Origin of the sequence: Paraburkholderia phenoliruptrix (assembly GCF_902859825.1) — a bacterium.
Classification (GTDB): Bacteria; Pseudomonadota; Gammaproteobacteria; order Burkholderiales; family Burkholderiaceae; genus Paraburkholderia; species Paraburkholderia phenoliruptrix.
In genome coordinates, this window is the sequence record NZ_CADIKB010000013.1 from 118,455 (window position 1) to 131,408 (window position 12,954).

The 12,954-nt window shown below is 64.7% G+C and carries 13 protein-coding genes; all 13 read right to left on the bottom strand.

Going from position 1 to position 12,954, the window contains the following annotated elements; all coding sequences use genetic code 11:
* Nucleotides 1-181: 181 nt before the first annotated feature.
* Entirely contained in the window at nucleotides 182-892 is a 711-nt protein-coding gene (gene cheZ / locus HV711_RS15850) for a protein phosphatase CheZ (protein WP_013589949.1), read from the bottom strand.
* A 1-nt stretch (nucleotide 893) separates the two neighbouring features.
* The gene (gene cheY / locus HV711_RS15855) at nucleotides 894-1,289 is read right to left on the bottom strand and encodes a chemotaxis response regulator CheY (protein WP_006050905.1); all 396 of its coding nucleotides are present in this window, start codon (nucleotides 1,287-1,289) and stop codon (nucleotides 894-896) included.
* 59 nt (nucleotides 1,290-1,348) lie between these two features.
* A complete protein-coding gene (locus tag HV711_RS15860; protein WP_035476308.1) occupies nucleotides 1,349-2,437 on the bottom strand; it encodes a protein-glutamate methylesterase/protein-glutamine glutaminase in 1,089 nt (362 codons plus the stop codon).
* A gap of 5 nt (nucleotides 2,438-2,442) precedes the next feature.
* Nucleotides 2,443-3,198 carry a chemoreceptor glutamine deamidase CheD gene (gene cheD / locus HV711_RS15865; protein ID WP_013589951.1) on the bottom strand — a complete coding sequence of 252 codons (756 nt, stop codon included), beginning with the start codon at nucleotides 3,196-3,198 and terminating at the stop codon, nucleotides 2,443-2,445.
* Nucleotides 3,195-4,142 (bottom strand): CheR family methyltransferase, encoded by a 948-nt coding sequence (locus tag HV711_RS15870; RefSeq protein ID WP_015004016.1) that lies wholly within the window; start codon nucleotides 4,140-4,142, stop codon nucleotides 3,195-3,197. The genes cheD and HV711_RS15870 overlap by 4 nt, the downstream gene beginning before the upstream one ends.
* Nucleotides 4,143-4,342: 200 nt before the next feature.
* Nucleotides 4,343-6,250 carry a methyl-accepting chemotaxis protein gene (locus HV711_RS15875; protein ID WP_035476268.1) on the bottom strand — a complete coding sequence of 636 codons (1,908 nt, stop codon included), beginning with the start codon at nucleotides 6,248-6,250 and terminating at the stop codon, nucleotides 4,343-4,345.
* Between the two features lie 40 nt (nucleotides 6,251-6,290).
* Nucleotides 6,291-6,821, bottom strand: coding sequence for a chemotaxis protein CheW (locus HV711_RS15880; RefSeq protein WP_006050900.1), 531 nt, complete (start codon nucleotides 6,819-6,821; stop codon nucleotides 6,291-6,293).
* 63 nt (nucleotides 6,822-6,884) lie between these two features.
* Nucleotides 6,885-9,182 carry a chemotaxis protein CheA gene (gene cheA, locus HV711_RS15885; RefSeq protein ID WP_035476266.1) on the bottom strand — a complete coding sequence of 766 codons (2,298 nt, stop codon included), beginning with the start codon at nucleotides 9,180-9,182 and terminating at the stop codon, nucleotides 6,885-6,887.
* An 85-nt stretch (nucleotides 9,183-9,267) separates the two neighbouring features.
* The gene (locus HV711_RS15890; RefSeq protein WP_013589955.1) at nucleotides 9,268-9,645 is read right to left on the bottom strand and encodes a response regulator; all 378 of its coding nucleotides are present in this window, start codon (nucleotides 9,643-9,645) and stop codon (nucleotides 9,268-9,270) included.
* Nucleotides 9,646-9,729: 84 nt separating this feature from the next.
* Nucleotides 9,730-10,737 carry a flagellar motor protein MotB gene (gene motB / locus HV711_RS15895; RefSeq protein ID WP_013589956.1) on the bottom strand — a complete coding sequence of 336 codons (1,008 nt, stop codon included), beginning with the start codon at nucleotides 10,735-10,737 and terminating at the stop codon, nucleotides 9,730-9,732.
* A 19-nt stretch (nucleotides 10,738-10,756) separates the two neighbouring features.
* On the bottom strand, nucleotides 10,757-11,617 hold the full coding sequence (gene motA, locus HV711_RS15900) for a flagellar motor stator protein MotA (protein WP_013340867.1): 861 nt from the start codon (nucleotides 11,615-11,617) through the stop codon (nucleotides 10,757-10,759).
* 272 nt (nucleotides 11,618-11,889) lie between these two features.
* Nucleotides 11,890-12,450, bottom strand: coding sequence for a flagellar transcriptional regulator FlhC (gene flhC, locus HV711_RS15905; RefSeq protein WP_013589957.1), 561 nt, complete (start codon nucleotides 12,448-12,450; stop codon nucleotides 11,890-11,892).
* A 49-nt stretch (nucleotides 12,451-12,499) separates the two neighbouring features.
* Nucleotides 12,500-12,820, bottom strand: coding sequence for a flagellar transcriptional regulator FlhD (gene flhD, locus HV711_RS15910; RefSeq protein WP_013589958.1), 321 nt, complete (start codon nucleotides 12,818-12,820; stop codon nucleotides 12,500-12,502).
* Between the last annotated feature and the right edge of the window lie 134 nt (nucleotides 12,821-12,954).

Here is a 12,954-nt window from a genome sequence, read left to right on the forward strand (position 1 = left end):
CTCGTTCTGCAAGCCCCGGTGATAGCGTTCACCTGGGTTCCGCGCCGCTCTTCGACCTCGTAGTATGCCTGCGGTTTGTGTCCATAGACAGCGTGCCGCCCGGGAGCGCGACTTGCTATGTACACGGGTTGGGCCGCGCGCCGCGAGGGCGCGGGCCGCTAAAGAGCCGCTAAAGGGCCGCTCAGAAACCGAGGCTGGCGAGCAGATCGTCGACCTGCGATTGATCCTGCATGACGTCCGTTTTGCCTTCCGGATTGATCTGCGGGCCGTTCAGCAGATGCTCGGGGCTGCCGGTCGGCGACACTTCCGCGACGAGCGCGGCGGCGTGCGCCGCGAACTGCTCGCGCCGCTCGAGCGCGATGTTCTCGACCAGCACCCCGAGCAATTGCTGCTCGATCAGATACACGACGTCGGTGATCTTCTTGATCACCTGGCCGGTCAGATCCTGGAAATCCTGCGCCAGCATGATCTCCATGAGCTGCGAGTTGGTCGCGGTGGTCGCCTCGGGCACGCCGCGCAGGAACTCGCGCGTGTCGTTCATCAGCGCGCGCACTTCCGCGCGTTCGATCGGCGCCGCGTACCACTGCTCCCAACGCGCGTCGAGTTCGCCGGCGTCTTTTTGCAACTGTTCCTGAATCGGCTTCGCGATGTCGATCGAGGAAAGCACGCGCTCGGCGGCCTGCTCGGTCATGTTCGCGATGTACTTGAGACGGTCGCGTGCGTCGGGTACGGCTTCGGCCGCGCGCTCGACGTGCTTGTCGAGCCCGAGCTCGCGCATCGAATCACGCAGCGTGCGTGTCAGTTGTCCAATGCGGGCGAGAATGCGGTCTGACGCGAAGTCGCCGCTCTCGTTGACCGCTTCGGCGCTAGGCGCATTGGTGGGCAGGTTCACATCAGCTCCCGGTCTTGGCCATCTTCTCGAGAATCTTGTTGAGCTTCTCGTCCAGCGTCGCAGCCGTGAACGGCTTCACGACATAACCGCTCGCGCCCGCCTGAGCCGCCGCGATAATGTTTTCCTTCTTCGACTCGGCCGTCACCATCAGCACCGGCAAGTGCTTGAGATTGGCGTCGGCGCGGATTTCCTTGAGCATCGCGAGACCGTCGAGGTTCGGCATGTTCCAGTCGGAGATCACGAAGTCGTAGGTGCCGCCGCGCAGACGCGCGAGGCCGGCCTGGCCATCTTCGGCTTCGTCGACGTTGCCGTAGCCCAGCTCTTTGAGGAGGTTGCGAACGATCCGGCGCATCGTCGGAAAATCGTCCACTACCAGAAACTTCATTGCCTTATCCATTTGATTCCCTTTACTTGATTCACGGTGCGGCGTATGACCGCTTCAATCCAGACGGCGCATCATACCCGCTGAACGCGATCGCCCATCGACGCAAGACGCGCCATCACGCGCCGGCTCATGTCCGGCAGCGACGCGATTTCGTCGGCCGCGCCCAGCGCAATCGCCTCGCGCGGCATGCCGAACACGATACAGCTCGCCTCGTCCTGCGCCAGCGTATAAGCCCCAGCCTTTTTCATTTCCAGCAGACCCGCGGCGCCGTCGCGCCCCATTCCGGTCAGGATCACTCCGACCGCGTTCTTGCCCGCGTGCTGCGCGGCCGAGCGGAACAGCACATCCACCGAAGGACGATGCCGGTTCACCGGCGGGTCGTCCGACAGATGCGCGATGTAGTTCGCGCCGCTGCGGGCAAGCAGCAGGTGAGCGTGGCCGGGCGCGATATACGCATGTCCCGGCAGCACGCGTTCGCCGTGCTCAGCTTCTTTAACGGTAATCCGGCACAAACCATTGAGGCGTTGCGCAAAAGATTTTGTGAAACCCGGCGGCATATGCTGCGCGATCAGCACCGCGGGCGCGTCCGGCGGCAGCGGGACGAGCACTTCGCGGATAGCTTCGGTACCGCCCGTCGACGCCCCGACGATGATCAGCTTCTCCGTACTGACGAGCGGATTGTTAAAGAGCGGCGCCGCGCTCACCGGCGCATGCGCGCCGGCAGCGGGCGCGTGATGCGCAGGCGCCGCCTGGCGCACGCGCGCGCGCGCCGCGGCGCGAATCTTGTCGGCGAGCTTTTCCGCGTAGTCGAGCATGCCGTCGCGAATGCCGACCTTCGGCTTCGTGACGAAGTCGACCGCGCCAAGTTCCAGCGCGCGCAGCGTGATTTCATTGCCGCGCTCGGTCAGCGACGACACCATCACGACCGGCATGGGCCGCAGGCGCATCAGCTTCTCGAGAAAGTCGAGACCGTCCATGCGCGGCATTTCCACGTCGAGCGTCAACACGTCCGGGTTGTGCTGCTTGATGAGCTCGCGCGCGACGAGCGGGTCGGGCGCGGTCGCGACGACGGTCATGTCCGGCTGGCCGTTGATGATCTCGGTCATCAGGCTGCGGATCAGCGCCGAATCGTCGACACACAGTACTTTGATCTTGTGCACAGCGCTCACGCCTCCTCTGCGGTTCTGGCGTTGTTTGAATTGATGGGGCGCGGGGTCGAGCCGAACAGTTCGACTTTCGGCCTTGCTGCGCCGGCAGCCGCGCCGAACAGTTCGATCTTGGGGCGCGCGGCCGCAGGTGCGGCGAACAGTTCGACCCGCTTTCTGGCTGCGGCGAGCCGCTCGGCGCGCGCTTCGGCGGTCTGGCGCACAAGCGCCTGTTCGCGCTCGGCGACGCCCGGATCCTGCTGCAAACGCAGCTTTTTCACCATCACCTGGCCGGTGCGCGGCATGAACGCGACCTTGCGCGGGTGCGAGCCCTGCAAATCTTCCGCGACGATGCGGATCTTTTCGAGCGCCAGATAGCGGCGCACGAATTCCGAATTGCGATCGCCGATGTTGATGGTCGTCATGCCCGCGAGCACCGCGCCGCCGCCGAACACTTTCGCTTCGAAACGCTCGCGCCGGCCGCCGGCCTTGATGAGTTCGTTGATCAGCACTTCCATCGCGTAGGCGCCGTAGCGCATCGAATCGGATGCCGGCTGGCCGACTTCGGCGCCGTCGTCGGGCAACATGAAGTGATTCATGCCGCCGATGCCCGCGGTGCGGTCCTGGATACAGGCCGCGACGCACGAGCCGAGCACGGTCACGAGCACCATGTCCTCGTGCGTGGTGTAGAACTCGTTCGGCAGCAGCTTCACACCGGGGCGTTGGAAGTGGTTGTCGTAGTAAAGATTGGTGGCGATCGGCAAGGCGCTGCTCATACCGTCACCCCGCTCGTCGATGCGCTCGCCGCCGTCGCCGTACGGGCCGGCGCACGGGCACCGGCCACGTCGCGCGTCAGTTCGTAGACGGTCTGGCCGCGCAGCCTGAATGCCTGCGTGACATACGTGAAGTTTTCCGAGTGACCGGCGAACAGCAGGCCGCCCGACTTCATCAGCGGCTCGAAGCGCGTGAGCACTTGCGCTTGCGTCGGCTTGTCGAAGTAGATCATCACGTTGCGGCAGAAGATCGCGTCGAACTGCGTGCGCAGCTGGTAATCGCGGTCAGTGAGGTTCAACTGCTCGAAACGCACCATGGCGCGCACTTGCGGGCGCACCTTCACCATGCCGGCGTGCGGGCCGGTGCCCTTCAGGAAGAAGCGCTTGAGCCGCTCGGGCGAGAGATGCTTCACCTGGTCGAACTGATACATGCCGGCCTCGGCCTTGGCGAGCACCTGGGTGTCGATGTCGGTGGCGAGCACCGTCGCCTGGCGTGCGCCGCTTTCGCCGAGCGCTTCGATCAGCGTCATCGCGATCGAGTACGGCTCTTCGCCGGTCGAGGCCGCCGAGCACCACACGGACACCGGTTGCGCGCGGCGCGTCACGAAGTCCGCGAGAATCGGAAAGTGATGCGCCTCGCGAAAGAACGCGGTCAGATTGGTGGTCAGCGCATTGGTGAAGGCTTCCCACTCGGCCGGATCGTTTTCCGCTTCGAGCAGATCGAGATACTGCCTGAACGAGTCGAGGCCGCGGGCGCGCAGGCGACGCGCGAGGCGGCTGTACGCCATGTCGCGCTTGTGATCGGACAGGGAAATGCCGGCGCTGCGGTGAATCAGTTCGCGAATGCGAGTGAAATCCGCGGAGGTGAATTCGAAATCACGCCCCTGTTCACTAGATCGGATCGGGTCCGCACGGTCGGTGCGTTGCTGTGCGCGCGTTGCCATCATGAAAGTTCCTGCCTGCGATACGAGCCATCACGCCTGCCCGACGGAAACGCCCGCGAGCAAGGAATGTTTTCCGCGGGGTCGCGCCCGCCCGCACGTTCCATCACCATGCAGCCGGCCCGCGACACGCGTTGAAAGCGTGCTTCGATGATTCGCGCCGCATGGCGCGAGATGTCGAATGACTGCATGTTTCATCGTCATGTTTAAAAGGTTTCCCAGTCCGCGTCCGAACCGGCCGAGCTCACGCTCGCCGCTGCCGGACGTGCAACCGGCTCGGCGGCCGCGCGCGGCGCCTTCGGCTTGAGCGCCGGTTCGACGCGCCCGGTGCCTGCTTCGGGGTTGCCCACGGCCGGCGCAGCGCTCGTTGCGGCGGCTGCATGCGCCGCTGCGCTGGCCGTTGCATTCGCCGTCGACGCATGAGCCGCCGGCGCGCTCGCTGCCGCCTTCGGGGCACGCGGTGCGGCCTTCGCCGCAGGCTTGCTGCTGCCGACGCTCGTGCGCGCCTTCACTTGGGGTACGACCGGCGCGCTCGCCGCACTCAAACCGCGCGCCGCATGGCTTGCCACCTTCCAGCCGCTCAGCACCTCTTGCAACTGGCGCGTTTGGTCTTCGAGCGACGCCGCAGCCGCTGCGGCTTCTTCGACGAGCGCGGCGTTCTGTTGCGTCACTTCGTCCATCTGCACGACGGCGCGATTGACCTGCTCGATGCCGCCGGATTGCTCCTCGGAAGCCGCGCTGATCTCGCCCATGATGTCGGTCACGCGGCGCACGGCCTGCACGATCTCGTCCATCGTGGTGCCCGCGCGTCCGACGAGCGCCGAGCCGCTTTGCACCTTGTCGGCGGAGTCGCCGATCAGTTCCTTGATTTCCTTGGCGGCGCTCGCGCTGCGTTGCGCGAGGCTGCGCACTTCGCCCGCCACGACCGCGAAGCCGCGGCCCTGTTCGCCGGCGCGCGCCGCTTCCACCGCCGCGTTGAGCGCCAGAATGTTGGTCTGGAACGCAATGCCCTCGATCACGCCGATAATGTCGACGACCTTGCTCGAGCTGCTCGCAATATCCTGCATCGTCGTGACGACCTGGCTCACCACGTCGCCGCCGCGCGTCGCGATATCGGATGCATTCACGGCAAGCTGGCTCGCCTGGCGCGCGTTCTCGGCGTTCTGCCGCACGGTGCCCGTGAGCTGCTCCATGCTCTGCGCGGTCTGCTGCAGCGAAGCGGCCTGCTGTTCGGTGCGCTGCGACAGGTCCGTGTTGCCCATCGCGATTTCGCGCGCGCCGGTGTCGATCGACTCGGTGCTGCTGCGAACCGCCGTGACCATCGACGCCATGCTTTCCTGCATCCGCTTGATGCCGGCGAAGAGGCGGCCGATTTCGTTGCGGCTTCGCACTTCGATCGTTTCCGAGAGATCGCCTGCGGCGATCCGCTCGAAGCATTCGGTTGCGTCTGTGAGCGGCTGAACGATCAGGCCGCGCAGCGCGAAGCGCAGGCCGACCACGAGCAGCAGCGAGAGCGCGGTGAACGCGATGATCAGCGTGGTCATCAGCGAGATGTTGGACTGCGCGTCTGCCTGCTGGTCGACAGCCTGTTGCTGCAGGCTCTTCACCACCGCCGCCGCCACGTTGTCATACGCCACGAACATCGGGCTGATCTTCTTGTCGGCAATGTCGTGATAGGCCGCGAGATCGTTGGCGCGCAGCGCCGCGAATTCGGGCTCGACGCCGTCGCGCACGAGCGTCGTGCGCAGCGCGACGAGCTCGTCCATCTTCGCCTGGTCGACGCCGACCTTCGGCGCGTCCAGATAGGTCTGCCAGTTCTTGTTGCTGAAGCCGTACAGCTCGACTGCGCGATCCAGCACCTTCTTCGCCGTTTCCGTGTCGCCTGCCGCGGTGAGCGCGGTGACACGGTCGAGCGAGATGCGCGAGCGCAGCAGATGAGCCGAAGCGTCGTCGAGCGCGTGAATCGCCACCAGATCGCCGCGCGCAATACGGTCGAGCGAACGGCTTGCGCTGCCGAGCGCCGTCAGCCCAAGCACGCCGACCACCATGGTCAGCGCGACGAGAATGATCCCCACTAGCGTGAGCGATGTGCGAATCGACCACCTGCTTAGCATCTCAGTGCTCCCTGTTTCAAACTTTTGAACGCCGCGGCCGTTACACGCCGAGCGTTTCGATGAGCGCCATTTCGCGGCTCGTCATCAGCTTTTCGATGTCCATCAGAATCAGCATGCGGCCGTCGACCGTGCCGAGGCCCGTCAGGTACTCGGTCGTCAGCGTCGCGCCGAATTCCGGCGCCGGCATGATCTGGTCGACGGCGAGCGTCAACACGTCGGACACGCCGTCCACCACCATGCCCACCACGCGATGCGCGACGTTCAGGATGATCACCACGGTCTGGTGGTCGTACTCGACGCGGCCAAGATGGAACTTGATGCGCATGTCGACGATCGGCACGATGATGCCGCGCAGATTGATCACGCCCTTGATGAACTCGGGCGCATTGGCGATGCGCGTCACGTTGTCGTAGCCGCGGATTTCCTGCACCTTGAGAATGTCGATGCCGTACTCTTCGGCGCCGAGCGTGAAGACGAGGAATTCCTGACCGCCGGCGTCGGCCTGCTGCGCGTCGCGGCGACCATTCGTCGCGTTCGCGACGCTCGAATTGATGGATTGAACTTCTGCCACGTTAGCCCCCAAACGGTTGGGATAAATCAGGTTGAATAAGTGTTGCTGCGAATGCCGCGCACATCATGCGAGGCTCATTGCGCCGTGCGCGTTGCGCGACTCGCGGTTCAGCGCCGCCACGTCCACGATCAGCGCGACGCTGCCGTCGCCGAGAATGGTCGCGGCGGAAATGCCGTGCACCTTGCGGTAATTGGTTTCCAGGTTCTTCACGACGACCTGCTGCTGCCCCACCAGCTCGTCGATCAGCATCGCAAAGCGGCGCCCCTCGGTCTGCATGATGGTGACGATGCCTTGAGTCGGCTCCTGCTTCGCGTCCGCCACGTTGAACACTTCGTGCAGCGCGACGAGCGGCAGATATTCGCCGCGCACGCGCACCACGCGCTCGCCGTTGGCGACCGTGTAGATGTCCTCGGCTTGCGGCTGCAGCGACTCCATCACGAAGTTCAGCGGCAGAATGAAGATCTCGTTGCCGACCTTGACGGACATGCCGTCCAGAATCGCCAGCGTGAGCGGCAGAATGATGCGCGTCGTGCTGCCCTTGCCTGCCTGCGAGGTGATTTCGACGTGACCGCCCATCGACTGGATGTTGCGCTTCACGACGTCCATGCCCACGCCGCGGCCCGACACGTCCGTGACCTGCTCCGCCGTCGAAAAGCCCGGCAGGAAGATGAGGTTCCAGACTTCGTCGTCGGTCATGCTTTCGCTGACCTGCATGCCCTGCTTGGCCGCCTTCGCGAGAATCTTGTCGCGGCGCAGGCCGGCGCCGTCGTCGCTCACTTCGATGACGATGTTGCCGCCATGATGTGCCGCCGAGAGAACCAGCTGGCCGGTCGCGTCCTTGCCCGCCGCGCGCCGCGCTTCCACGGTTTCGATGCCGTGGTCGAGACTGTTGCGCACGAGGTGAGTCAGCGGGTCGATGATCCGCTCGATCAGGCTCTTGTCGAGTTCGGTCGCCTGACCGAAGGTGACGAGTTCCACTTCCTTGCCGAGCTTCGCCGCCAGATCGCGCACGAGGCGCGGGAAGCGGCTGAACACGTAATCCATCGGCATCATGCGGATCGACATGACGGCTTCCTGCAGATCGCGCGCGTTGCGCTCGAGCTGCGCCATGCCGTTAAAGAGCCGGTCGTGCAGCGCCGGGTCGAACGTGCTGGTGGTTTCCGCCAGCATGGCCTGCGTGATCACCAGTTCGCCGACGAGGTTGATCAGCTGATCGACCTTTTCGACGCCGACGCGAATCGAGCTGCCTTCCGCGCCGCCCGCAGCCGCTGCCGGACGCGCGGCCTTGCGTTCGGCCTCCGCTGCCGCAGATCCCGCCGATGCGGCCGGCGCTGCCGCCGGTGCGCTTGCCGCAGCCGCTGCCGCAGCAGGCGCCGCGGCCTTCGCGGGCTCGGCAGTGCCCGGCGCCGGCGCCGCCGCTTGTGCGGGCGCGGCCGGCGCCTCGGTATGAGTGGCGGCCGAAGCCGCCGGTGCTGCTTGCGCCGGGGACGAAGGCTCAGCGTCGGGCGTTCCAGGTTCGCCTTGCTGAGCACCGTCCGCCGGTGCGGTTCCGCGGCCGATCGAGATCTGACTTTCGTCGATCACGAAGCAGCACACGGCGATGATGTCGTCGGACGGAACGTCGGTCTGAAGCCACAGCGTCAGATCGCCGCCGCTCTTGACCTGCCCGACGATGTTGCCCAGGTTGCCCAGCTCTTCGGCAAGCAGTTCCTGGTCCTTCGCATCAACGCCCCGTAGCGTAATTTTCAGATGCGGACCGGCGGCGTCGTCCGCGTCGCCGACTCCTTCGGCACCGCCGGTCTCTGCCGGTTCGCCGTTATTCCATTCGCCCGCCGCCTGCACCGCCTGATCGACGACGTGCGCGGGGGGGTTACCTTCTTCCACCACTGCGAGTTCCTCGACGGGCGCGGCAACCGCTGCCTGCGGCGCCTCGGCCGCGGCCGGTGCCGGTGCCGGTGCGGCAACGCCGCGGCTTTCGGCATGCAGCTGCTCGAGCTTCGCGCAGATCGCCTTAGCGACGGCGGTGTCGGGTTCGGCGCTCGCGCGGTAATCGGCGAGCTGGCCGGACAACACGTCCTTGGTTTCCAGGAACGTGTCGATCATGTCCTTGCGCAGCACGAGTTCGTTGTTGCGCGCACGATCGAGCAGCGATTCGAGGATGTGGGTCGTCTCCGTCAGCGCGGTAAAGCCGAAGGTCGCCGCGCCGCCCTTGATTGAATGCGCCGCGCGGAAAATCGCCGCGAGATCTTCCGGGTCCGGATGGGCGACGTCCAGATTGAGCAGCAGCTGCTCCATCTGCGCGAGCAGTTCGTCCGCTTCGTCGAAGAACGTCTGGTAGAACTGAGTGATGTCGAGTGTCATGCCTGTGTCACCGCGAGAGTTCCTGTCTGGGCCTCGGCTACCTTGCCGCAGCGTCGAGAGCTTCCTAACCTGTGTGGGTTGATACTTATGCGTGATCTGGCTCGGCCAACGCCGCCACCAGTTCGGTCAGCAAATCGGGGTCGAGCGGCTTTTCGATCCAGCCGGTCGCGCCTGCTTCGCGCGCCGCAGCCTTGAAAGCGTCGCCCGATTCCGTCGTGAGGACGAGGATGGGCGTCGCCGCGTAAGCCGGATTGCCGCGCAGCTCGGCGATCAGATCGAGGCCCGTCTTGCCCGGCATGTGCTGATCGGTGAGCACCAGGTCGAACCGCACGGCGAGCGCGTTTTCGAGCCCCTCCGCGCCGTCCGCCGCGAGCGTCACCTCATAGCCGGCCGCCGTCAGCGTCGCGGAAAGGATCTGCCGCATCGATGCCGAATCGTCGATTGCCAGGATATGCCTGATCATGAAAACCTCGCTGCACTGATGCTTTGAATCGCCCCCCTGTGCGCGCCGCTCTGGCGCGCGAACGGCCGGGCGACCGTCTTCCTGTTACTGAGCCGCCGGCGCTGCCGCCGGCACCTTCGGCGCGACCGTCACGGGCGGCGCCAGTCTTTGCAGCAGCGGCTTGGAGCCGGCTGCGTCGTCCGACAAGGTCGTCGTGGTCGAGTCGTCATGATTGAGCGCCTCCTCCGACTTCCTGTTCAGCACGATGATGCTGATGCGGCGGTTTTCCGGATCCATCGGGTCCGCCTTGTTGAGGTTCTGCGTGGACGCGAGACCGAGCACGCGCATCACCTTCGCTTCGTCCATGCCGCCGGCGATCAGCTCGCGGCGCGACGCATTGGCGCGGTCCGCGGACAGTTCCCAGTTGCTGTAGCCCTTCTCGCCGCCCGCGTACTGCACGGCGTCGGTGTGTCCCTGCACGATGATGCGGTTCGGCACATCGTTCAGCGTGTGGCCGATCTCGCGCAGAATGTCGCGCATGTACGGCTCCACCTGATCTCTCGCCGTTGCGAACATGGGCCGCTTCTGCGAGTCGACGATCTCGATGCGCAAGCCCGTCAGCGTCGAGTCGATGCGGATCTGCTGCTTGAACTGCCGCAGCACCGGATTCGCCTCGATCGCGGCCATCAGCTTCACCTGCAGATCGTGCAGGCGGACCTGCTCGCGGCGTTCCAGCTCGCCTTGCAACTGCTTCATCGCGTCTTCGCTGCCGTGCGCGACCGTGCGATCCGAGCGATTGATCGAACCGTCGCTGGTCCGCGTCACGCCCTGGGAGTCGGTCGAAATATCGCGGCCGCCGCCCTTGAGAATGCTCGAATCTTCCGCGCTGCGGTCGCCGCCCCACAGCGTGATCTTCAACGGCTGGTTGAAGTAATCCGCGATGCCCTTCAACTGCGCCGACGACGCCGAGCTCAGCAACCACATCAGCAGGAAGAACGCCATCATCGCGGTCATGAAGTCCGCATACGCGAGCTTCCAGGCGCCGCCGTGGTGGCCGGACTTCTTCGGTGCGGAGCGCTTGACGACAATGGCGCGGTCTTTGTCCTTGCTCATCGGTTCGGTCCCGGCGTCCTTACTTGGCCTTCACGCGGCGCACGTGCTCTTCGAGCTCGGCGAACGACGGACGCTCGGTCGAGAACAGCACCTTGCGGCCGAACTCGACGGCGATCGCGGGCGCATAGCCGTTCAGGCTCGCGAGAATCGTCACCTTGATGCACTGGAACATCTTGGTCGACTCGGTCACGCGCTGTTCGGCGACGCTCGCGAGCGGCCCGATCAGCCCGTACGAAAGCAGAATGCCGAGGAAGGTGCCGACCAGCGCCTGCGCGATCATTTCGCCGAGCACCGCGGGCGGCTTGTCGGCCGACGCCATGGTGTGCACCACGCCCATCACCGCGGCCACGATACCGAACGCCGGCATCGCGTCGCCGACCTTGGTCAGCGCATGCGCGGGCGCTTCGCCTTCCTGGTGATGCGTTTCGATCTCCTCGTCCATCAGGCTTTCGATCTCGAACGCATTCATGTTGCCGCCCACCATGAGCCGCAGGTAGTCCGTCAGAAACTCGATGATGTGGTGATCGGCGAGAATCTTCGGGTACTGCGTGAAGATCGGACTCTTCGACGGATCGTCGATGTCCGCCTCCAGCGTCAGCGTGCCTTCCTTGCGCGCCTTGGCGAGCAGGACGTAGAGGAGCGCCATCAGCTCCATGTACACGTCCTTGTTGTACTTCGCGCCCTTGAACAGGGTCGGAATGACGCGCAGCGTTGCCTTGATCGTCTTCATCCCATTGCCGAGGATGAACGCGCCGACGCCTGCGCCGACGATCATCAGCACTTCAACGGGCTGCAACAGCGCGCCGAGATGGCCGCCTTCCAGCGCGTAACCGCCGAAAACGGACAAAAGCGTCACGAGTGTTCCCACGAAAATCAGCACTGCCGAGCCCTCACAAAGATGCGACGGTGACCGTCGTTAAACTGGTTTACGGCAACGCAACAGAAAACTTTGACGGAAAAGCGGCTTGTCGCGCCGGTGTAAACCAGAGGCGCGTGTTGTCGCAGGCGCCGCCTGAAAACGGCGACTGCGCGCCGCGCGGCGCGGCGATGGACCGGGCCGAAGCGCCCGCCGGGCGGGGAGAGAGCTGTTTTCTGCTCGGCCGGAAGGTGGCCGCCGGGTGGGCGGGAGGTGGCTGGAAAGTGGCCGGCGCGCTAGGCGTCGAGCGCGGCGAGGCTCTCGCGGGCGCGGGCGTCGGCGACTTTCTTTGTCTTACCGGCGCGCGAAGGCGGCTGGCACAATCCGCAGACGAACCCCTGCTTCGGGTCGTGAGCGTGTGCGACAAAATGCCCGCCGCAGCGGCAGCAGGGCGTGATCTGCAGCATCCCCGAATCGAAGAAACGCACGAGCGTCCACGCACGCGTGAGGCTGAGCACGGGTTCGTCGGCGTGCAGTTGCATGTGCTCGAGGTAGAGCCGGTAGCTCTTCACGATCGACTGGATGGTCGCGCAGCCGCCGTGGTCGGCCATGAAACGGTAGATGTTGTAGAACAGCGAGGAATGGAAGTTCGGCTGCCACGTCATGAACCAGTCGGTCGAAAACGGCAGCATGCCCTTGGGTGGCGAAACCCCCTTCAGTTCCTTGTACAGCTTGATGAGCCGGTCGCGCGACAGGCTAGTTTCCGCTTCGAGCAGTTGCAGACGCGCGCCCAGTTCGATTAGTTCGATGGCGAGGGTAATTTCCTTGACTTCGAGCACCACACTTTTATAGGCCATCCTGCTTACGTCTCCGTCCCGATTGCCTGGCTCGAACCGCGAAGGACCATCAGCCGAGCTGCTCGACCGGCTGGCTTGCCATCAGAATCGCGGAATGCGCCTGGGCCACGGCGCTCGACTTGCCCTTGTCTGCGAGCGCGGACAGCACGGCGTGATCGTCGAAACGGAAACGGCACAACACCTGATTGGACGCTGCAAGCTTGACGGTCTGCGCCAACGACAGATTGGCGAGCACATCGGCTAGCTGATCCGAAATACCCATGCGGAACATGCCCATCGGCTTGTCTTCGCGAAGCAGACGCTGCGCGAGCAGGAGATAAGACAGGTTGACTTCTCTGATCTCATTGAGCATATCGCTTGTCGCGCTCATGATTCCCCCGGCGTGTATCTGGCTGGTCAGGCCGTTACGGAAACGTTTGCTCGAACGCGCGCACTTTAACCGCACGAATCGGCTCGTTTCTGGTCTTGCAAGCATTGTCTCGAAAGGGGGAGCGAAACAAAATC

What these genes read in the sequence shown, in the direction of transcription:
- cheY (WP_006050905.1), bottom strand. Translation starts at nt 1,289, where the DNA reads ATGGATAAGGCAATGAAGTTTCTGGTAGTGGACGATTTTCCGACGATG.
- cheD (WP_013589951.1), bottom strand. Translation starts at nt 3,198, where the DNA reads ATGAGCAGCGCCTTGCCGATCGCCACCAATCTTTACTACGACAACCAC.
- HV711_RS15870 (WP_015004016.1), bottom strand. Translation starts at nt 4,142, where the DNA reads ATGATGGCAACGCGCGCACAGCAACGCACCGACCGTGCGGACCCGATC.
- HV711_RS15875 (WP_035476268.1), bottom strand. Translation starts at nt 6,250, where the DNA reads ATGCTAAGCAGGTGGTCGATTCGCACATCGCTCACGCTAGTGGGGATC.
- cheA (WP_035476266.1), bottom strand. Translation starts at nt 9,182, where the DNA reads ATGACACTCGACATCACTCAGTTCTACCAGACGTTCTTCGACGAAGCG.
- HV711_RS15890 (WP_013589955.1), bottom strand. Translation starts at nt 9,645, where the DNA reads ATGATCAGGCATATCCTGGCAATCGACGATTCGGCATCGATGCGGCAG.
- motB (WP_013589956.1), bottom strand. Translation starts at nt 10,737, where the DNA reads ATGAGCAAGGACAAAGACCGCGCCATTGTCGTCAAGCGCTCCGCACCG.
- flhC (WP_013589957.1), bottom strand. Translation starts at nt 12,450, where the DNA reads ATGGCCTATAAAAGTGTGGTGCTCGAAGTCAAGGAAATTACCCTCGCC.
- flhD (WP_013589958.1), bottom strand. Translation starts at nt 12,820, where the DNA reads ATGAGCGCGACAAGCGATATGCTCAATGAGATCAGAGAAGTCAACCTG.